23 protein-coding genes are annotated in these 19,774 nt (G+C 72.4%); 7 read left to right on the top strand and 16 right to left on the bottom strand.

The window, feature by feature from the left end; translation table 11 throughout:
- Positions 1–56: 56 nt before the first annotated feature.
- The 16 genes from ACWGJO_RS16715 to ACWGJO_RS16790 all read right to left on the bottom strand — a co-directional run bounded on the left by ACWGJO_RS16715 (position 57) and on the right by ACWGJO_RS16790 (position 10,935).
- Positions 57–590, bottom strand: coding sequence for a hypothetical protein (locus ACWGJO_RS16715; RefSeq protein WP_452184448.1), 534 nt, complete (start codon positions 588–590; stop codon positions 57–59).
- 17 nt (positions 591–607) lie between these two features.
- Positions 608–3,142: a hypothetical protein gene (locus ACWGJO_RS16720; RefSeq protein ID WP_452184450.1), complete on the bottom strand. Its 2,535-nt coding sequence runs from the start codon at positions 3,140–3,142 to the stop codon at positions 608–610.
- Positions 3,143–3,286: 144 nt separating this feature from the next.
- Positions 3,287–3,469, bottom strand: coding sequence for a hypothetical protein (locus tag ACWGJO_RS16725; RefSeq protein ID WP_452184452.1), 183 nt, complete (start codon positions 3,467–3,469; stop codon positions 3,287–3,289).
- 4 nt (positions 3,470–3,473) lie between these two features.
- Positions 3,474–3,989 carry a hypothetical protein gene (locus ACWGJO_RS16730; RefSeq protein ID WP_452184454.1) on the bottom strand — a complete coding sequence of 172 codons (516 nt, stop codon included), beginning with the start codon at positions 3,987–3,989 and terminating at the stop codon, positions 3,474–3,476.
- Positions 3,990–4,397: 408 nt separating this feature from the next.
- Entirely contained in the window at positions 4,398–6,479 is a 2,082-nt protein-coding gene (locus ACWGJO_RS16735; protein ID WP_452184456.1) for a hypothetical protein, read from the bottom strand.
- A 47-nt stretch (positions 6,480–6,526) separates the two neighbouring features.
- Positions 6,527–6,652: a hypothetical protein gene (locus ACWGJO_RS16740; RefSeq protein WP_452184458.1), complete on the bottom strand. Its 126-nt coding sequence runs from the start codon at positions 6,650–6,652 to the stop codon at positions 6,527–6,529.
- An 81-nt stretch (positions 6,653–6,733) separates the two neighbouring features.
- Entirely contained in the window at positions 6,734–6,934 is a 201-nt protein-coding gene (locus ACWGJO_RS16745; RefSeq protein WP_452184460.1) for a hypothetical protein, read from the bottom strand.
- 63 nt (positions 6,935–6,997) lie between these two features.
- Positions 6,998–7,777, bottom strand: a complete 780-nt coding sequence (locus tag ACWGJO_RS16750) for a DUF4097 family beta strand repeat-containing protein (protein WP_452184462.1) — start codon at positions 7,775–7,777, stop codon at positions 6,998–7,000.
- A 110-nt stretch (positions 7,778–7,887) separates the two neighbouring features.
- On the bottom strand, positions 7,888–8,133 hold the full coding sequence (locus ACWGJO_RS16755; protein ID WP_452184464.1) for a hypothetical protein: 246 nt from the start codon (positions 8,131–8,133) through the stop codon (positions 7,888–7,890).
- Between the two features lie 132 nt (positions 8,134–8,265).
- Positions 8,266–8,517 (bottom strand): hypothetical protein, encoded by a 252-nt coding sequence (locus ACWGJO_RS16760; RefSeq protein WP_452184466.1) that lies wholly within the window; start codon positions 8,515–8,517, stop codon positions 8,266–8,268.
- A 65-nt stretch (positions 8,518–8,582) separates the two neighbouring features.
- Positions 8,583–8,735 (bottom strand): hypothetical protein, encoded by a 153-nt coding sequence (locus tag ACWGJO_RS16765; RefSeq protein ID WP_452184468.1) that lies wholly within the window; start codon positions 8,733–8,735, stop codon positions 8,583–8,585.
- A 100-nt stretch (positions 8,736–8,835) separates the two neighbouring features.
- A complete protein-coding gene (locus ACWGJO_RS16770) occupies positions 8,836–8,973 on the bottom strand; it encodes a hypothetical protein (protein ID WP_452184470.1) in 138 nt (45 codons plus the stop codon).
- A gap of 5 nt (positions 8,974–8,978) precedes the next feature.
- Positions 8,979–9,401, bottom strand: coding sequence for a hypothetical protein (locus tag ACWGJO_RS16775; protein WP_452184472.1), 423 nt, complete (start codon positions 9,399–9,401; stop codon positions 8,979–8,981).
- 165 nt (positions 9,402–9,566) lie between these two features.
- Positions 9,567–9,761, bottom strand: coding sequence for a hypothetical protein (locus ACWGJO_RS16780; RefSeq protein WP_452184474.1), 195 nt, complete (start codon positions 9,759–9,761; stop codon positions 9,567–9,569).
- The gene (locus tag ACWGJO_RS16785) at positions 9,761–10,171 is read right to left on the bottom strand and encodes a hypothetical protein (protein WP_452184476.1); all 411 of its coding nucleotides are present in this window, start codon (positions 10,169–10,171) and stop codon (positions 9,761–9,763) included. Before ACWGJO_RS16785 ends, ACWGJO_RS16780 begins: the two co-directional genes overlap by 1 nt.
- 122 nt (positions 10,172–10,293) lie before the next feature.
- Positions 10,294–10,935, bottom strand: coding sequence for a hypothetical protein (locus tag ACWGJO_RS16790; RefSeq protein ID WP_452184478.1), 642 nt, complete (start codon positions 10,933–10,935; stop codon positions 10,294–10,296).
- Positions 10,936–11,434: 499 nt separating this feature from the next.
- On the opposite strand from ACWGJO_RS16790, the gene ACWGJO_RS16795 reads away from it, so the two are divergent.
- The 7 genes from ACWGJO_RS16795 (at position 11,435) to ACWGJO_RS16825 (ending at position 19,421) form a co-directional block, all read left to right on the top strand.
- Positions 11,435–12,181, top strand: a complete 747-nt coding sequence (locus ACWGJO_RS16795; RefSeq protein WP_452184480.1) for a GntR family transcriptional regulator — start codon at positions 11,435–11,437, stop codon at positions 12,179–12,181.
- A 251-nt stretch (positions 12,182–12,432) separates the two neighbouring features.
- Entirely contained in the window at positions 12,433–13,479 is a 1,047-nt protein-coding gene (locus tag ACWGJO_RS16800) for an AAA family ATPase (RefSeq protein ID WP_359908640.1), read from the top strand.
- Complete coding sequence (locus ACWGJO_RS16805; protein ID WP_359908643.1) at positions 13,479–14,687, top strand: HAD family hydrolase; 1,209 nt, start codon at positions 13,479–13,481, stop codon at positions 14,685–14,687. The genes ACWGJO_RS16800 and ACWGJO_RS16805 overlap by 1 nt, the downstream gene beginning before the upstream one ends.
- Positions 14,684–15,535, top strand: a complete 852-nt coding sequence (locus ACWGJO_RS16810; protein WP_359908646.1) for an NAD(P)-dependent oxidoreductase — start codon at positions 14,684–14,686, stop codon at positions 15,533–15,535. The genes ACWGJO_RS16805 and ACWGJO_RS16810 overlap by 4 nt, the downstream gene beginning before the upstream one ends.
- A gap of 903 nt (positions 15,536–16,438) precedes the next feature.
- Positions 16,439–17,920 (top strand): transcriptional regulator, encoded by a 1,482-nt coding sequence (locus ACWGJO_RS16815; protein ID WP_452184483.1) that lies wholly within the window; start codon positions 16,439–16,441, stop codon positions 17,918–17,920.
- Positions 17,917–18,744, top strand: a complete 828-nt coding sequence (locus ACWGJO_RS16820) for a DciA family protein (protein WP_452184485.1) — start codon at positions 17,917–17,919, stop codon at positions 18,742–18,744. The genes ACWGJO_RS16815 and ACWGJO_RS16820 overlap by 4 nt, the downstream gene beginning before the upstream one ends.
- A gap of 116 nt (positions 18,745–18,860) precedes the next feature.
- Entirely contained in the window at positions 18,861–19,421 is a 561-nt protein-coding gene (locus tag ACWGJO_RS16825) for a Uma2 family endonuclease (protein WP_452184487.1), read from the top strand.
- The last annotated feature ends 353 nt before the right edge of the window (positions 19,422–19,774 follow it).

Genomic DNA, 19,774 nt, shown 5'->3' on the forward strand with positions numbered 1-19,774 from the left:
GGGCGGCCGGTCCGTCCCGCTGACGGGGGCGGCACCGGCCGCCCCAAGGTGGTGGGTCAGCGGTTGCTGTAGAACTCGCGGACGGCCATCTGGCCCTCCTTGTTGGCCGCGGCCTCGTCGACCGGGCCGTAGTCGGCCTCGTGGGCGTCGGCGGTGGCCTGGAACGCGGTGGACAGGTCGCGGGCGGCCGCCGCCATGGCCTCGGCCTCGGCGAGGACGGAGAGCATGACCGCGGCGGCGTCGCGGTGCTCGGCGATGGTGTCGGAGTCGACGTCCATCGCGGCGGCCTGGTCGGCGAGTTGCTGCACCGACTCGGCGCAGCCCTCGACGTACTCGTAGGTGCCGGTGACCTGTTCGGACAGGGAGGCCAGGCGCATGGCCGCGATGGCGAGCTGGCTGACGACCACGGTGTACTGGACGGCGTCGTGGATCAGCTCGCCGGCGGCGGCGAGTGCCCGGCCGGTGGAGGCGATGAGGCCGCCGCTGGCCGGGTCGGCCGGCCCGGGCCGGTCTGCGGGCAGGTCGGTGGGGGCTTCGTGGACGGTGGGCGGGGTGCTGCTGGTGACCGGCGCGAGGTCGCTGTCGGACATGAACGGGTTCTCCTCTCCTACTTGCCGTGGTACTCGCGCTCGGCGGGGGCGGTGTGGCCCATGTCGCGCACGGTGTCGGCGAACGGCTGGTCGCGGCGGGCGGCGTTGGCCCCGGCCTGGGCGATGGCCTCGGAGGCGGCCGGGATGGTCTCGGCGACGGCCTCCGCCTTCGCCTTGACCGTCTCGGTCTTGTCGATCAGGGCGGCGACCATGCCCTCCAGGACGCCGGGGACCTTGAGGTCGACGACCTTGGCGTGCAGGGCCTCCAGGCGGCCGAGGAGCCTCTCGCAGCCCTCGGCCGCCAGGCGGGCCTCGTCGGCGCCGGCCAGGATCTCCTCCGCCATGTCGGCGTCGGCCTCGATGACGTCGTAGATCGTCAGGTCCGCGTCGGCGTACTGGGTGCCGTGCGCCGCTCTGGGCACGGGGATGGTCACGGGTCGTCCTCCAGGAGCGGGCGGGGCCGGGGGCATCGGGATCGGGCGGGTGGTGCCGGGCCGGGCGTGCGGGCCCTTGAAGGGGGCACGGGGAAGCGCGGCCTGGCCCCGGCCGATCGCGGGAGCGTCCACGTCGGGATCGGGCCGGTCGGCGCGCCGCGCCGCGGTGCCCGGACTGTGAACCCAGCCCGGCGGCGGCCCGAAATTGTCGCCGGGCCGGGGCCGGTTGCAGTCGTCGCACCCGCAGAGCCACGAGTGCGGATCACGCATCCCCGGCCAGCCCGCGTTCTCCTCGTCGAGTCCGTCGTCGCCGTACGGCGAGGCGGGCCAGATGTACTTCTTGTAGTGCTCCCACCAGCGGTCCCGTCGCCACCTGCCGCCCGCCTCGTCCTGGTCCCGGGCCTCGCGTTCCTCGTCCCGCCGGCGTCGCCTCTCCTGGGCTTTCGCCATCTTGTCCGCGAGGCGGGGGTTCACCCTCAGGAGATAGGCGAGGAACCCCTCTCCCGCCCACGGCTTGTCCTTCCAGGTCTGCTCCGGCTCGCCGTCCCGGTGGTTCTGGTGGGCCCTGCCGCAGCGGCGGGCGTTCGCTCGCCGGGCCCGGTCGCGGGCTTTGCGCGTGCGGCGCTCCTGTTTCTGTTCCTGCTTCCTGCGCTTCTTGTCCCCGGGAGTGCCGGGGGCGGTGGTGCCGGGTTTGCGCACGCGCCAGGGCCTGGAGCCGGTGGCGCCGCCGGGGGTGAACAGCCTCTTCGTGCGGCGCCCGGTGGTCGGGCCGTCGCCGGCGGACGAGGCGTTGCGCTCGCTGTCGCCGGAGGTGCTCTGTGTGCCGGCACCGGTCTTGGCCGACGCGGGCCGGACGGCGAGTTCGGTACCGGGCGCCGACGGGTTCGGCGTGTCCGTTGTGCCGTCCTTCGTCGTGTCCGTCGTGTCCTTGGGCTTCTTGCCGTTGAGGATCCGGTCGACCGCTCGCTTGCGGACCGCGCCGCGGATGGTGGTCGGGGTGGCGCCGTCACCGCCGTGGGCGCCGGTGGGCTTCCAGGTGCCGGTGGTGATCCGGTCGGCGGCCCGGCGGCGGGCCGCCCCGCGGATCGTGTCCGCTCCGGCCGGCTGCCGCCCGGGGCGGTCCTTCCGGTCGAGCTTGTTCGTCCGGTCGGCGGGGTCCTTCGAGCCGGGGGCCGACTGCTTGTCCGCCGGGCCGTTCAGGATCCGTCCGGCGGCGCGCTGGCGGGCCGCTCCACGGATCGTGTCCGGCCCGGCCGGCTGCCGCCCGGGGCGGTCCTTCCGGTCGAGCTTGTTCGTCCGGTCGGCGGGGTCCTTCGAGCCGGGGGCCGGCTGCCGCCCGGGGCGGTCCCGGCCGATGTCGGACGGGCCGTTTCCGCCGCCGTTTCGGCGGCCTTTCCGGTCATCGGAATTGCCGTCCGGGCCGCGCTTTCGGCCAGAGTCCTCCAGGGCCCTCCTGCGGGCCTCCTGGACCCGTCCGGGCCCGGCGGTGCCCGCCGGGCCCGGACGGCCGTCCTGCCCGCCCCCACGGCCCGTCTCGGGCCTGCGATGCTGCGCGCCGCCGGGCCCCGATTGCCCGGTGGAACGGAACGTCGAAGGCACTCCGCTGTTCGTCCTGGCCGAATTCGGGGAGGAATTCGAACCAGAACTCCGCGAGCCCCGGCCGAATTCCGGACCGGCCTGCGAACGGCCCGGCTGCTGTGCCGCGAGGGCGGCGGAGCGGGCCCTTTCGAGTTGGGCATTCGCTTTTCCGGCGGCCGCGCCCTGCTGGTCTCGGACGGCTTTGTGGTGCTCGGCGCGGGCCTTCAGGTATTCGACCGTGTGATAGGCGCCGCGCAGGGCCGCGACCGTGATCCCGGCCATCATCACGGTGGACATCGAGGCGACCCCGGCGAGCGATCCGGAGCCGACAGTCGGGGCTGCCTCCATTCCGCTGGCCGCCGTTTCCGTTTCCCCGCCGAGGACGGGGGCCTCGGGAATGAAAAGGGACGCGGGCGGGCTGAATTCGGTGGTCAGCGGGGCCAGGGTCGGCATGCCGTCGCCGGGGCCGTCCTCGCCCACGACCCCCGGCAGGGTCAGGCCGGGGAAGCCGAGCACGGTCCCCGTGGTGTCGTCGGCCATCCGGCCGCCTCCAATCGTTCGTCACTGTCCGTCACCAGATCGGGGCCTCTCGCGTGCGCGCACTGTGCGCGCACGTGGGGACCCCGGATGACGACATCGCGGCGGTTTCGGTGAGCGCGAAGAGTCACGCCGCCGACCGGCCCGTCAGGAGCCGGCCCGGGCCTGCGTCCATGCGGTGAGCGTCCGTACCAGGTCCGCCCAGGCCGCCTCGTCCCGGCCGGCCATCGTGCGGGCCAGGTCCCACAACGCCTGCGCGCGGTCGGAATTCGTCGCGGTCGCCGCGATGCGCTGGTTCCAGTGGGCGGCCTGCCCCGGTGTGAGCGGCACGGATTCACGCCTCCTTCAGGAAATCCAGGAACGTCGCCGCAGGCTTTTCCTGGGACTTTCCCTCGCTGCTTTCGCGCTGGCTTTCAGAGAATCCGGAAGCGATTCCGTGGAGGCCCGCAGCCGTGTCCACAGCCTGCATTCCACGACCCTTCTTGGCTTCGGCCCTGCGGGCCTTCCTGAGCGCCTTCGCAGCCGCGCGCTGCTCTCGCTTGACCGGGAGCTCCTTGTAGAAGCGGATGAATTCCGCGTCGACGTCTCCGGCCTCGTTCAGGGCCTCCCGCAGGTGCTTTTCCATGGAGGCCATCGGCCGGGTCGCCCGGAACGCCCGGACCTTGGGCTCCAGCGGCTTGTCCCCGTCGATTCGGATGTTCTCCAGGGCCGCGCGGTACTCGCTCAGCAGCCCCTGGATCTCGTTGGCCATCTGCCGCAGCCGCTCGCGCTGCTGGGCGGCGAACAGGGCGGTGCCCTGCGGCTTGAGCAGGTGCTCGGACGTCCACGGGATCTTGTGGTTCTGGGACACGTGAGTCCTCCAGGTGATGGGTTGTCGACCCGGGCTCCGGCCGGATGTCCGGGTCGCTACGGTGGTGCTCGGCGCGCCGGGGCCGGACGCCTTCGCCGACCCCCGGCAAACCCCCTGGTCTGGGGGTGCCGGGGACCAGCCGAGAGGCCCGGATCTCGGTGGATGGGACGGTCGGTCAGCGACGGCGGCGCAGCCGGGGGTGGCACCACCAGCAGCCGGGGCCGTGCTCCTGGTGCTCGGTACGGTGTGCTCGGCGCCGTCGGCGCCGTCGGGGGTCACCAGGACGATTGGTGCGTCCTGGTGACCACCGGAGAGACCGACAGCTGTTTTGGTTGCTCTCTGTGACTTACGCGATGAGGCCGGACCGCCGCCGGGCGTCCTGTCGGAGCGTCAGCGGGTCGCCCGGTCTCAGCCGGTCTTGCGGTAACGGCCCCGTGCGGTCTCAAGGCGCCGGGCCGCCGTCGCGCGGCTCTTGCCGGTGACCTCCTCGGCGTCGTCCAGTGAGACCTGGCCGGCGCCGCCCCGGCGGTGCATGAGACTGAGCAGCGCGGTGATCTCGCCCTCGATCTCGGCGTCCTGAGCGGAAGGGCGCCTCCTGGTCTCACTGCCGCGCTTGGCGAGCGCCGTGCCCGGTCCGGTCTCACCGTCGGTCTCACGCTCTGACCTGCCGGTCTCACGCTCGCTGTCGCCGGTCTCAACCAGTCGCATCGGGCGGCCGGTCTCACGGCCGCCGGTCTCAACCTGGCCGGGCTCGATCTCACGTGGGTCTCGCGCACCGGCCGGGTCGATGCCCGGCTCGGGCGCCAGGACCGCGAAGTCGTCGCTGAGACTGCCGTAGACCGAGTCGCTGGTCTCACCGTCGTCCGGCTCGGTCTCGGTCTCACCGGGCCCGGTCCCGCCATCGCCGTGGGCGCTCTCGTCCTCGGCGGTGATGTGGTGCAGGCGCCACATCACCCACGGCGCGATCGCCGCGACCGTCACGATGAGCCACCACAGCGGCTTGCCCTTGTCCGGGCCGGAGGTGTGCACGCCGACCAGGCCGGCCGCCGCGAGGTGGTAGACCGCGTTCGCCGCAACCATCAGGACGATCGCGCCGAGCACGTCCTTGTGCCGGCGGAACGACTGGACGACGTAAACGTCGATGGCCAGCGGCAGCGCCCAGGCAACCTCCTGCGGCCAGCCCGACATCTTGGCGAGCGCGAACTCACCGGACGCGGTGAGAACGATCGTCGCGGCGAGGGCGACCCGCGGCCCCCACTTGTCGACGAACCCCTGGCGGACCCTCGTCTTGGCGACCAGGGCCTCCGCCTCCTCGGCCTCCTCGCGGATCGCCGCGAGGCGGACCTGCGCGTCGGCCTGCTGGCGGGCGCCGGCACCGAGTACCTCGCGCACCCGGTCCTCGGCGTCGCCGACCAGCTGCCGGGCCTTGTCCTCGGCGTCGGACAGGTGTCCGGCGGCCTCCTCCTCCGCCTTGCGGATGAGTCCCGACGCCGTTGCCTCCGCCCTCGACTTCACCTCGGCCACCGCCTCCTCGGCCTGGCCCTGCGCGGCGGCCAGCACCTCGGCCGCCTCCCGCTCGCGCTGTTCCGCCGTCGACTCGGCGCCCGCGAGCAGCTCGCCCACCTGCTCCCTCGCCTGGTCCAGCATCTGCGCCGCCTCCTCCTCCGCGGCTTCGACCGCCGCCCGGGCCTGGCCGCGCAGCTGCTCCGCGTCAGTCTCGGCCTCCTCGCGCGCCCGGGCCGCCGACTCCCGGCGGGCCTCGGCGTCCTGCTCGGCCAGGGTGACCAGGTCCACCGCCTGCTTCTTCGCCTCGGCGACCAGGTGCTCGGCGTGCGCGGCGACCTGCTCGGCCTCCGCGCGGGCCTGCTCCTTGGCCTGCTCGGCGTCGGCCAGGATCTGCTGCGCCCGCTCCCGGGCCGCGCCGACGATCCGCTCGCCCTCGGCCTCGGCCTCGCGCTGGAGCTTCTCGGCGGCCTGGCGGCGCCGGGCCACGGTCTGCTCGGCCGCGGCGAGGTCGCCGTCGGCGATCGTCCGGGCCCGGGCCACCGTGTCCTCGGCCGCCGCGATCTGCTGCTCGGTCAGCGCCGCCAGGCGGGCGACGTGCTGCTCGGCGGCGGTGCGCTGCTTGAGGGCGTCGGCGAGCTCGTCGCGAGCGACGGTCAGCCGCTCCTCCAGCTCGGCGGTCGTCGCCTTCGCCTGCTCCTGGGCCTGCGCCAGGACGGTGCCGGCCCGCGCCCGGACGTCCTCGGCGTGCTGCTCGGCATCGGCCAGCCTCTGGCGGGCCTCGGCGAGCAACTGGTCGGCGTCGGCCTGCGCGGTGGTGCGCAGCTGGTCGGCCTCGGCGCGGGCGGCCTCCAGCAGCGCGCCGGCGCCGGCCTGGTCGGCGGTCTCGTCGCGGGGCACCGGCATGGTCGTGGCCGTGGTGGTCTTCGGCGTGGTGGTCTTGGTCGGTGCCGGGCGGCGGGCGGGAGTGCGGGTGCGGGCAGCCACAGCGGGCTCCTCCTCTATATAGGGTGCGCGGGGAAGGCGCGGCTGGGTCAGGGGCGGCGCAGCCAGGCGAGGCGGTCGGCGGTGCCGTCGGCGTCCAGAACCAGCTGGACGTAGCGGGCAACCTCCTCGCCGCGGGCGCAGCAGCCGAGGCTGGCGGGCGGTGCGTCGGGCACCGTCGAACACCGCCGCGCCCTGCTCCTGTGCTGGCGGGGCGGGACGCGGCGGCGAACGACAACCAACCGACGCGGTCAGGCCTAGCTGCCGTGGCGGGCGTGGTCGGCGGCGAGCTCCTGATAACGGCGCTGCTCGCCGGGCTTCATGCCGCGCACGCGGATCCGCACGTCACAGGTCGGGTCGGGGCAGCAGTAGGTGGTGTAGCCGCCGATCGCATCGAGGGCCCGGCGGAGCACGCCGGGCCGGCGGATCGGCTGGCTCGGGGGCAGGTGTCCAGCCATCCAAGCGGGGTGGTTACCCATGGGAATGTCCTCTCTGTAGGGCGGCCGTGCGCCGGGCGGTGGTCAGTTGACGCTGAGGTAGCCGCTGGTGACGCGGCGGCTGACGTCGAGGTGCCGGGTGCCGGTGAGCGTGGCGTTGCCGGAGGTCAGGCCGATGGAGAAGCGGCCGCGGCTGACCGGCGTCGCGGCGATGTGGGCGTTGCCGGAGGTCAGGGTGAGACGGGCGTCGCCGCCGTCGTAGGCGTGCACGCCGAAGTTGCCGGAGGTCAGGACCGCGTTCAGCTTCCGGGTGACCCGGGCGACCGTCGCGCGGCCGGAGGTGAGGTTGACCGCCAGGTCGCCGACCTCGTCGGCGCTGAGGATGCCGGAGGTGCCGGAGTAGTCGAGGGACTCCAGCGGGCCCGTCGCCCGGGTGGTCGCCGTGTGGGTGGTCAGCCGCGCCCAGGAGTTCGGCGGCAGGACGATGGTGGTCTCGATCTCGGCGGGCGGGGTGCCGCCGTTGACGGCCTGGGTGACGTCGACGCCGTTGATGACGACCCGGCCGCTGACGCCACCGACGAAGTTGATTCCGCCCATGGTGAAGCGGCCGCCGCTGATGTTGATGTCGCCGCCGGAGATCGCCATGCCGGGGACCTCCGGGACGGTCACCGTGATCCGCTGGCCGGTCTGCTCGATCCCGGTGTTGCGGACCGCCTCGGCGACCGGGCCCGATTCGGCGGTGGTGCTGACGGTGATGCCGGCCTGGGTGGCGGTGCGGTCGACCCGGACGGTGATCCGGCCGCTGTGCTGGGTCAGGTCGAGGACGGCGGGACCGGCGGGCGCGGTGTGGGTACGGGTGGTCATTCGAGCTCCTTCTGTCTTCGGGTCTGCGATCCGGTGCGTCGGGCATCGACGAACACCTCCGCACCCGGTGGCCCGGGGCGGAGGCGAACGACAGCGACCGAGGCGGCCAATCAGGGGGTGGGGTAGCCGAGCTCGACGGGATCGGCCCCACCGCGAACGGCGGCGGCGTCGGCCCGCAGGTGGCGGGCCTGGTCGTCGAGGAACCCGGCGGCGGTGACGGCCTGCCGCCGGGCGGCCGGGGCGGCGGTCGGGTCGGCGGCGACGGCGCGGCCGCTGTCCGCGGCGGCCGCGTCGTTGTCGGCGGCCTGTTCGAGGTTGGCGGCCAGGGTGGCACGGGCGGCAGGCGTCCAGCGCATGGTGATGTCCTCCAGGGAGTGCCGGGTGGGTGGAACCGGTGCGTCGGGCACCGTCGTTCGCCGCCGTGCCCCGCACCCCGGGTGGTCCCGGGGACGGGGCACGGCGGCGAACGACAACCAACCGACGCGCGATCAGGCCAAGGCGGCGAGGCGCCGCAACGCCTCGGCCTGCTCCGGGTGCGCAGCCTCGAACAGGACGTGCCGCTGCTCCAGGAGCGCCCCGCCGACGGCCGGCTGCTCCAGGACCGGATCGGCCCAGACCGCGACGTCGCGGGCGTCGAACTCGGCCATGTAGGCGGCGTACTCGGCCTGGTCGGCGGCCTCGTAGTCGCGGTTCATCTGCTCCAGCCCGGCCTGCCAGGCCTCGTACTCCTCGTCCGTCATCACGGGCGTGGTCCTCTCTGGTTGGGCGCCGCCGGGCACTCCCAGCGGCGCGAGGTTCAGGGCGGCTACTTCGCGGTGGGCTGCTCGATCGTCGGCTGCGTCGGCCGGGCCGGGGCGGCCTGGTCCGGCCGGCGGTGAACCGTCCGGGCGGTGGCCTGCGCCGCGAGGCGCAGCAGCAGGTCGGTGTCGTAGGTGGAGCTGGGGACGCGCGCGGTCATCAGCTGCCCCTCTTCTTGGAGGTGATCGGCGGGTGCGGGTCGGTCGGCGGCTTACCGTCGCCGCTGCTGCCGCCGAAGGCGCGCTCGGTGTGGGTGCTGGTCACTGGGTGCCTCCCTGCGCGGCCTGCTGCTGGCGGAGCTGCTCGGCGAGCGCGCGTTCGGCGGCATGCTGCGCCGCGAGGCGGTCGGCCTGTTCCTGGATCTGGCGCTGGAGCTCGGCGAGGGCCTGGTCGGTCATCGGGGTCAGCCGGCCAGGGGGAGGGTGTGCAGGGCGGCGACGGCGGAGGCGGCGGTCGGGAGCGGCCGGGGCCAGGGCTGGGTGGGGACGGCGGTGGTCTGGCCGGCGAGCGTCTCGAGGAGGTCGGGCGCCTGGGTGCGGGGGCGGGCCTGGGGGAGTCCGGCCGGCCACTCGCGAGTGCGGACGGCGCGGACCCGGCGGACAGCGCTGTCGAGGAGGACGAGCAGGCCGTCCAGGCCGCAGTGGCCGGTCGGGTAGTCGCCGGCGGCGACCTCGGCCCACACGTCCTGGGTGACGTCCTCGTCCAGGCTGGTGGCGTCGGGGCCGATGGCGGCGAGGCGCTCGGTCGCGGCGGCGAGGAGGCGGGCGGAGTAGCGGTGGTAGAGGTCGAGGGTGGTGTCCTCGTCGTCGTGCATGATGGTGTTCACGGTCGTTGGCCTCTCGTCCTGAGCGGGGTGGGTGGTGCGACCGACTCGGCCCCGGGGGCGCAACCCCGGGGCCCTTTGCTGTTCTGGCTGCACGAGCAACCACTGCGTCGCCCACACCGACCGGCGGGGTGGGCGACACAGTGACGGTTCGTACGTTGTGGTGGGTCAGGCGGATCGACGCGCCGACCAGGTCTCGTCCGGCTCGGGCGCGGCGCCGAGGTACTGCCCGGTGAGGAAACCGGGGACGACGGCCGCACACTCGTGCCACGACGGCCGGCCCCGCCCCGACGGGACGCGGGCCACGCCGTGCTCCGCGCCGTCGCTGGTACGGGCCAGGTAGGCGACCAGGTGGATACGCATCAGGCCGCTGCGCGCTGAGGGTGGGGGCGCTCGGCGGCGTGCTGGCGGGGGAGCGGCTGGCGGCCGGCCCTGTCCGCGGCGGCGAGGGCGAGCTCGGCGATGTCGGCCGGGTCCGTGGCGGTGTCGAGCCGACCCTCGTCGGTCACCGGCGGCTGGCCGTGGAGGCCGTCCACAAGGGCTACGGCGTGGGCGTCCAGGGCGTCGAGGATCTCGGTGAAGGAGAGGCCGCCGTGGGAAGCGGCGCGCTCCGCCGCGTGCAGCCACAGGTCGCCGCACAGGTCGTCAACGGTGTCGCTGGCGGTGTCCAGGCCGGCCTCGTCCAGCAGTTCCCGCACCAGGTCGCGCAGGCCGGTCGAGTACCAGGTGTAGGCGTCGGCGAGCTGAGCGGCGGCGGCGGGGGTTTCGGGCATCGCGGTCTCCTCGGGGTGGTCTCGCTGGACGGGCTGTTGTGCGGGGCAAGGCGACGGCCGCCGCCCACCCCGGCAGGTCGGGGTCGGCGGCGGCCGTGACGGTTCGTACTGCTGGCGGAAGGTCAGGCGGAGAGCATCTCGGGCTCGGCGACCGAGCTGCGGTGCCGCCGCAGCGGGCTCACCGCGAGCACCTCGTCTGCGGTGGCCCTCTGAGCGATCGGCCGGGCGCCGGCCGGCAGGGTCAGCGGGACGATCGGGCTGCGCGCGCCGTGCAGCGGGATGCGGCGCAGGGCGTCCGCGACGAACACCGGCAGCAGGACGTCGGCCCACTGGTCGGCGCGCTCGGCGGCGGTCGGCGCCGGGGCGGCCGGACGGGGCTGCGCGATGTGGAGGACCGCCGGCGGCTGCGGGGCCTTGACCTTGCGCAGGACCTTGGTGGGCTGGCGGGCCGCAGTCTCGGTGCTGCCCTCCTCGATGTCCCGTGCCCAGCGCGCCACCAGGACGTCGATCTCGACGATCCGACGGGCGGAGGGGCAACGGGTGTCCCTCTGGCCGGCGTCCAGCTGGGCGCCGGACAGGTCGGTGGAGTAGTGGTCGCGGATCGTGAGCGTCTTGTCGCCCATGATCCGCTGCCAGGTCCGGCAGTCGGGGCAGACCACGGTGGCGACCTCGTCCGGGCGCAGGTTGTAGAGGTGGGGGCGCAGGGTCGAGAGCCTCAGCGGGGGGAGAGCTGAGCGGCGCTTGGTGCGGGTGCGAGCGGGCATCGGGGCCTCCTGGCAGGGAGAAGGGGGAGTCCGGGGAGCGGAACTTGCTGCTCTCTCCGCCCGCCAGGCCCGACCCGAAGGCCGACGTCCTGGCGGACAGGCAGCGCAGCACGCTGCTCAGAAAGTGGTTCTGGTGTTGCTATGTAGGCGTCCGACGCGGGGGAGCTAAGGGCTCAACCCCTTGTCACCGAGGTGACCGCCACCGCCCGAAGGCGGGTGACACCGCTGTTACTCAGTGCTGGTATCCGACGCCCACAAGGACGGCTACCACCTGCGGTTCCGTGCTGCTCGACGCTGCCGACAGCACATCGACACCCGGGTGGTGCTTACGGCCCAGCCCATCCATCGCGGACCGTAACCGGCCCGATGCAATCGAAGATAGGGGCCTATCTCCCAAGTGTCAAGATAGTTCAAATTCTTGACGAATGTCAAGATGGTGACGTTCGCTGCTTGATGCGATAGCCTGTAGCCCGGCAGCCGCTCGATAGGAGACTGAACCTTGAACGCCAGCACCATCGCGGCCGAGATTCGGGAGGGGATTTCGGCCGGGCGCTACCGCCACGGGACGCGCCTCCCCGCCGTACGCAAGTTGGCTGATGAACGCGGCGTGAGTCAGCAGACCGTCGCGGCGGCCTACGCGCAGCTAGCGGCCCTAGGCCTGGTCCGCACCGAGGCTGGCAGCGGCACTGTCGTCACCGCTGGCCGAACCGCCGAGGCCCACCTCGGCACGTTCGGCCCCCCTGACTTGAACGTGCCGATCTGGAAGCCGGCATCCGGTGGTGAGGCCAACGAGGTCACCACCCTTGTCCGTCAACTGCCCGCACCTCCGTATATGGCTGCGTGGGGGATCGCTGACACCGATGTCGTGGAGCGCACGCGGGTCCGCTCGGTAGATGGTGTTCCGGTTCAACACAAACTGACCATCGTGCCCTACGAGCTGGCCTCTCGTCAGCCTGAGGGCCACGAAGGCGTCCCGCCCCTGCTGGCCCCGGTTGGTGCCACTCGCATGTCTCCCCCTGCCGGAGTTCGTTTCGCTGACTGGCTCGGCTGGAACGTGCTGCGCACCGACACCATGATCTCTGCCGAACCCATGGATCAGGCCGCGGCAGCAGCGCTCGGTGTGGCAGAGGGAACCCCCGGCTTCCGAATCCTGAGCATTGCTCGCGATCCACAGGAGTCCACGGTCTTTGTGACAGTCAGCACCACGCCCCTGCACCATTTGCTGACACTGAGCATTGCTGGCTGACACAGGAAGACACGCTGCGGCAGAGCATGCTGGTCGAGGTTCCTCCCCACATCGTTGGCCTGGACCAACTCCTCCGCCGCGTTCCGCTCATCAGTACGCATCTGTTGTCCTCCCGGTTTGGCTGTCCATGGAGACCAATCACAGCTGAACCGGAGCTGACAAAGAATCACTTAGAGCTACAGCACTTTCTCAACCCGGTTCAACATCCAGCTACACATGGATTTCGACGGGCCGCCCATAGGCTCCGAAGCATGGCGATGACAGAGGTGGTGGGGGACATGGCGAAGAAGTCGGAGCACCCCGGCTGGAAGCCGTACAAGCTGCGTGACCAGCGGGAGGCACACGGTCTGACCCAGGAGCAGGCCGGTGAGGAACTGCGTAAGGTCGCGGAGCAGGCCAAGCTCAGGGGCGTGCCGGCGGGGAATCCGCAGACCATCAGCCAGCACGAGCTCGGTGAGGTGTATCCGGGGCCGCACTACCGGCGGGCCTACGCGCTGCTCTACCGCGCTACCGACGTGCAACTCGGCTTCCGTGACCCGCTGCCAGGCGAACAGGAGGCGGCGTTCTCGCTGACCCCGATGGAGCACAGGCACAACGGTGGCCATGTCCTCGCGGTGGAGCGGGCGCTGACGCACATGGCTCCCGGCACTGCCGGTGTCGACGCCGTCGGCTTCCAGCAGCGGGTGATGGACGCCTGGAAGCGCAGGCACACGGGCGGCGACTCGAACTCGCCGACGCTGGTGCTGGTCGGTGGGTACGCCGGGACGGGGAAGACCGAGCTCGCGAGGTTCCTGTCTGAGCTGACCGGATGGCCGCTGCTGGACAAAGACCCGATGTCGAGGGCACTGGTGGAGGCCCTGTTGGTGGAGCTGGGATCGGAGCCGAACGACCGCCAGTCAGAGTTGTACCGGTCTCGGGTCCGGCCGCTCGAGTACGAGTGCCTGCTGAAGGCCGCCTACGCCAATGTGGACTGCGGGATCAGCACGGTGCTGACCGCGCCGTTCATCGCCGAGATGGTCGATGAGGCGTGGATGCGGCGGCTGGAGAACCGGTGCGCGGCGCGCGGGGTGACCGTCGCTCCCGTCTGGGTGCAGTGCGATGCCGACTCGATGCGGGAGTACATCGGTCAGCGGTCGGCCGCGCGGGACACCTGGAAGCTCCAGAACTGGTCCGACTACATGGCCGGCGTCGACATGGAGCTGCGCCCGGTCGTGCCGCACCTGGTCGTGGACAACCGGTACGGCACCGCGGTCTCCCTCGCGGACCGGGCACGCCTGGCGCTGGGGATGGTGGGCTAGTGGGTAGCCAGGCCAGCCGTTCGGGCGTTCTTCTGTACGGGCCGCCCGCCTCCGGCAAGGACACCGTCACTGCGGCGCTGACGAAGTACAACCAGCGGCACCGGCAGTTCGAGCGGCTGAAGGTGGGCTCGGGTAAGTCCGCCGGCTACCGGATGGGCAGCGCGGAGCAGCTGGCCGAGCTGGAGGCAGCGGGCGATGTCGTCTACTCGAACTCGCGCTACGGCAACACCTACGTTGTCGACCGGCCCGGGTTGGACGCCGCCTTCGAGGTTGGGGTGCCGGTGGCACACCTCGGTCAGGTCGACGGGGTTCGCGCACTGTTGGACGACTACCAGGCCGACTGGCTGAGCGTCCTTCTGTGGTGTCCCCGGGAGGTGACCGCCGAGCGGTCGGCGGGGCGCGGCGACGAGGACACCCTGGCCCGCCTGTCCGCGTGGGATGCGACCCAGGCGGACCTGGACACCAACCAGGGGTTCCGGTTCGACCTGGTGATCCAGACCGACACCGTTTCCCCGGAACGGGCTGCCGAGCTGATCGCGAGGGCGCTCGCTTTTCGTGCTCAGCTGCTGATGGTCGACTTCGACGACACCTTGATCGATCGTCGCGCGGCGGTCTCCGCCTGGATCACCTCCTACTGCGCCGGGGCCAACCTGGTGCCCGCCGCCGAACGTCGGATGCTCGAGGCCATGGGGATCCGCGCCGACCTGGCCACGTTCGAGGCGTTGCAGTCCGAGCTCGGCCTGGCCGAGCCGGCCGCGGACCTCTGGGCCCGCTACAGCGCCGAACTCGCCGCTGCGGTCGCCCCCTTCCCGGGGGTCCTCGACGCACTGGATGCCGTTCGGGCCGAGGGCTGGCAGGTCGTCATCGTGACCAACGGTGGCGGCCAGATCCAGCGCGCCAAGCTCAAGTCGAGCGGTATCTCGGACCGGGTCGACGCAATCTGTATCTCCGAGGAAGTCGGCGCTCGGAAGCCCGACCCGGTCGTCTTCGAGGCCGCGGCCGCCAGCGTCGGCCGGGCCCTCGACCAGGGCGGCTGGATGATCGGCGACAACGCGGAGCTGGACATCATTGGCGGGCGCGGCGCCGGGCTGCACACGATCTGGATCTCGCACGGCCGCCCCTGGCCGGGCGGGGCCGAGCCGGACGTCATCGCCGAGACCGCCGTGGACGCCTTCGCACACGTCCGCGGTCGTGGAGATGCCCGATGACCGAAGGACAGCCGGTTCTCGGAGTGCTCCACCCCGGCAGCATGGGCGCGGCCGTCGCGGCCTGCGCGGTGTCAGCCGGTGCCCAGGTGCTGTGGTGCTCGGCCGAACGTAGCCCCGCGACTGTACGGCGCGCGGGGCACGCCGGGCTGGAGCCGGTGGCCGAGCTCGGCGAGTTGCTCGAGCGGGCCGAGGTCGTGCTGAGCCTGTGCCCGCCGGCCGCTGCCGAGAATGTCGCCCGCGATGTCGCTGAGCTTGGGTTCGCCGGGGTCTACGTCGAGGGCAACGCGATCAGCCCGGCCAGGGCGCGGCGGATCGCCGACCTGGTGGGTCGGAGCGCTCGGTCGGTGGTCGACGGCTCGGTGATTGGCTCCCCGCCGGTCGGTGGCAAGCGCACGAAGCTGTTCCTCTCCGGCCCGTCCGACGCCGCCGCGCTGGTGGCGGCGCTGTTCTCGGACACCGCGGTGTCGACGCCGGTCTTGGGCGAGGAGATCGGGCAGGCCTCCGCGCTGAAGGTCTCCTACACGGCCTATCAGAAGGCCAGCCGCGTGCTTGCCGCGCTCTCCTACGGACTGGCTCAGGACCACGGTGTCGACCAGGCACTGTTGGAGGTGGCCGGCAAGCGGGCCGGCAGCTACCTGACCGAGACTGACTACATCGCCAAGACGGCCGCACGGGCGTGGAGGTGGGCACCGGAGATGGAAGAGGCCGCCGACACGCTGCGCGAGGCGGGCCTGCCGGACGAGGTTCTGCGTGCTGTGGCCGAGACGCTCCGGCATTGGACGGACGCGAAGGACAACTGCGAGCTCTCGGCTGAGGGCGCCCTCAAGCTCCTGCGGGAGTCCAAGTGATCGGGGACTTGTCGGCCTGTCTGGCCGTTGGCTCGTCAGATCGACACGGTGCGCTCGCCGCTACTCCGAGTGTTGTCCACAGCGGTAGGCTTGCCCCGTCAGTGATCCAAAATGAACTTTGCCGCCCGGACCTTGAGCAAGTCCGGACGGCATCAGAGTGGATCGGCGCCCCTTGCCGGGGGCCCGTCCCGGTCAACCACACGGAAGGTGGTGACGCAGTGAAGGGTACCCGTACCCAAATCCAGGCACACATGCGGCACCCCGCCGTGGAGGCGACCGGTTCGAGGTCGCTCCGGCGGGGTGCCGTCGTCGTATGCGGATACACCTCTCCCCCGAAGGGGGTCAGTGTGACTTAGTTGTTTTGGGGGCGCCGGCCTTTGGCGAGGCCAGCAACCCCGGACCGCTTCCAGTGGGGCCAACCACTGGACTGCGGTCTTACGTGATTCGTCCGATTTGGCGATCGGACGAGGCCCGGAACGGGCTCCGACTTGGCGGCCGGGGTCCGGGAAGGGCGGTACTTCGGTTCTCGGCGAACCACACCCCCGAGGGGGCGCTTCTGCGTTCCCGCGTGTGAGAGCAGGAGGCTCTGCCATTTTGCAGCAGGTCAGGACCCCTTTCCAGTCCTCTCCGCCCATGTTTGTTGATCTTGGTGTTCCCGGCGCGGGCCTTGACGCCGATCCCGCAGGGCGGGATCCAGGCGCCTCACCCTCCGTTTCCAGGGGATTCGCTGGGGGACCGGTTGTCGGACCGGTTGTCGGACAGGCCACCCGCAATCCCGGTACTGTGACAGACATCACTCATTTGGGTGAGGGTGTTGGTGTCGCCGTAGACGCCTCGTCGGGTGTAATCCCGGCCGCTCCGCGCGTTCCCAGCCAGCGCCAGAAGTCGGCCGACGTCGCCGCGGTGGCCGACTCCGCAGTGTCGAAGGCGGCGCGGCGGTTCGTGCCGTGCGTGCCGGTGCTGCCCCGGGTGCTGGTGCCGGTGGCGGAGCAGTGGGTGGCCACGACGCGGGGCCGTGTCGCGTTGGACCCGTACGGCTGGATGCAGGCGGTGCACTGGGTCGTCGCTTCGGGATGCTACCGCCCGTCACGCTCCCACGGGCCGCGCGAAATGGGCCGTACGGCGATCCGGACCGCGCAGCTGCTCATGGAGCTGTCGCCGTGCCGTCCGGGCGTGGACTACCTGGCGCGGCGCCTGGGCGTGACCGAGCGGACCGCGCAGTACCAGCTGGACATGCTGCGCGAGGCCGGCCTTCTCGCCTACGTGGCGAAGGGCACCCGGGTCCGCGGTGAGAAGGCGAAGGCCAGCGAGTTCGTCCGGGTGATCCCGGCCGAGTTCGACGTCGCGCTGGGCGTGCGGACCGTCGGGGAGGGCACCGGACGGCGGGTGGTCGGGATCGCGGAGGCCGGGCGGGCGGCGATGGCGCTGCTCGGCAAGCGGGCTTCCCGCAAGGTCCGGGCGGCCCGGGCGAAGGCATCCGCGAAGACCTCGGTGACGACCGCTCAGACCCCATCGTCCGACTCCTCGTCTCAGGCGGCACAGGCCGCTGATGGCACCTCAGCGGCCAACAACCGTTGCACCCCAATGGGGGGTGGTTGCTGTACTGCTCCTACTGACAGTTGTACTCACCTCCCCTCTGAGACGGACCTCGCGAGCGGGAAGCCGAAGTCCACCACCGCGAAGAAGTCCACGAAGGGCCGGGGCAAGCGCACCGTCAACCGCGTCGTCCGCCGCTACCAGCTGGCCGCCGAACTGGTCCGCCAGGTGCCCTGGCTGCGCCGCGCCCTGGTGCCCCGGATCGCCTGGATCGTGCGGGAGGTCGCGGACGTGGGCTGGACCGCGGAGGAGGTCGTCGCCTGGCTGTCCACGCTGGAGGAGCCGCAGCGTGGCAGCTACCGACCCTCCGGCCTGCTCGCCCACCGGCTGCGCGGCATGACCCAGATGCCCAGCTGGCGCACCCCGAAGGAGCGCGCCGCCCAGGTCGAGCACTGGCGCGAGTCCCGCTCCGCCGCGCAGGCCCGCCACAACCGGAACTCGGACGAGTGGCGCCTCACCGACTGGCAGGACCCGGCCACCCGCGCCGTGGGCCGCCTGGTCGACGACGCCTTCGCCCAGGTGCGGATGGCCAGCGGCCAGGACGCCCAGGACCTGGCGCTCTTCGCCCAGGACCAGGACGGCCTGACCGACCTTCACCAGCTCACCCGCGAGGACGTCCTCGAGCTGCGCACCCTCGGCCAGAAGGACCCGGAGATGGTCCTGATGGCCATCCGGGACTGCGGCGAGGCATACGCCCGCCAGCTCTACACCCACGGCCTGGTCGACCAGGTCCTGCGCCTGCGGCACACCCACCGCACGACCATCCACCAGCCCTGGAGGTCCACGTGACCGAGACGTCCGGCGTCGACCTCGCCCGCGTCGCCCTCAAGGCCGCCCGCGAGGCCGCACGCGCCCGCGGCGCCGACGCCCCCGGCGGCCGCAGCTCCACCACCCGCCCGACCCACCGCACCACGGTCCGCACCGGCGGCCGCGACCCGATCGGGCTCGGCGACGCCTTGGCCAGCCTGGTCGCCGAACGGGCCTGGGACACCCCGACCGCCGGCGGCGGCGTCCTCGACCAGTGGGCGGAGATCGCGCCCGAGCTGGTCGGCAGGGTTGTCCCCGTGCACTTCGACGCGAGCACCGGACGGCTCGACCTCCAGCCCACCTCCCCGGCCTACGCCACCCAGCTGCGCCTGCTCGGCAGGCAGCTGGTCGCCCGGATCAACGGCAAGGTCGGCCGGACGGTCGTACGGGATCTGCGGGTCCTGGCGCCCCGCGCCATTGCCGCCACCGGCCCTGACCAGCGGACCGAGCACCACCAGGCCGTCGAGCAGCCCGAGGCCCCGGTCCGCACCCGCGACGATGCGAGCGCCGGCTACCACCGCGCGCTCGCCGAGATCCGCCGCGCCACCACCGTCGTCGACCCGGCGATCGTCGCGGCCATCGCCCGCCAGGAGCAGGCCATCCTCAGCCGACGCGAACCCGAGGACCAGTTCGCCCAGGGCCTTGCCGAGAAGGCCGACCAGGAAGAGGCCGCCGCCCGCACCGCGGCCGCCACCAGCAGCCAGGTCCTTGCCGAACGCCGCGCCCGCCACGACAAGGCCCTGCGCGCCGGCGCCGTCCCGCTGCGCCCGACCCGACCGCCGATGACCCTCAGCGGTGCCGCGTAACCCCCGATCGTGACCGGCCTGCTTGGCCGGTCCGCCGTACGAATCCGTGAGCCGGTACCGCCCGAGGTCCCCGCCGGGGACAATGAGGGCAGGTGCCGGGTGAAAGGAAGGGACCTGTGAGCGTTGCAGTCACCGAGCACAGCGGGCCCTGGACCGTCGAGGACGTCCTGGCCCTGCCCGAAGACCCCCGCAACCGCATCGAGCTCGTCGGGGGAGCGCTGCTGATGAGCCCGAGCCCCGGCGTCCCGCACCAGCGCGCCAGCCTCCGCTTCGCCATGATCCTGAGCGCCGCCATCGACTCGGCCAGCGTGCCGCTGGAGGTACTGGAGGCCGTCAACGTGGTCGTGCCCGACGGGCTGCTGATCCCGGACCTGGTCATCGCCGACGCAGCGGCCGCCGCCGAGGCCGGCACCACCCTGAGCGCGCACGACATCGTCGTGGCCATCGAGATCGCCTCGCCGTCCACCCGAGTCGCCGACAAGAAGATGAAGCCGTCCCTGTACGCCGCGGCTGGCATCGCGCACTACTGGCGTGTCGAGCTCGACCCCGCCCCACGCCTCTACCTCGGGCACCTGGAGCGCGGGGTCTACGTCGACCGCCTCGTCCAGGTCGGCGAGACCACCGCCCTCACCGACCCGTTCCCCCTCGACCTCGACCCCGCGAAGCTGCGCCGGTAATCCCGCACGGAACCGTCCCGGCCGGGCCCTCTCAGTGAGGAGCCCGGCCGTGGCATGTCGGTGAGCCACTGGCCGGCTGGGGCTCCCCTTTGCTCTTCCCCATCCGGGACGCCCGCCGCCTGCCCTGCCGACCAGGCCGGGATCGGGCGGCAACATCAGGACCGAGGCGGACCGCAGCCCCTGGGTGGCTGGGCGCGGCGTGCTCCGCCCCCGCACCCGTGGCCAGCGCCAAGGGCTGCGCTGGACCAGCCCCTGCCGCCTAATTCGTTGATAGCGGATCGGTGTAGCCAGGGGGCCACGGTCGGTCCGTTCGAATGCTGGGGCCGTGACGCCTTCGCCCACCCGGGCGCCGG

Source organism: Kitasatospora sp. NPDC054795 (genome assembly GCF_053611565.1).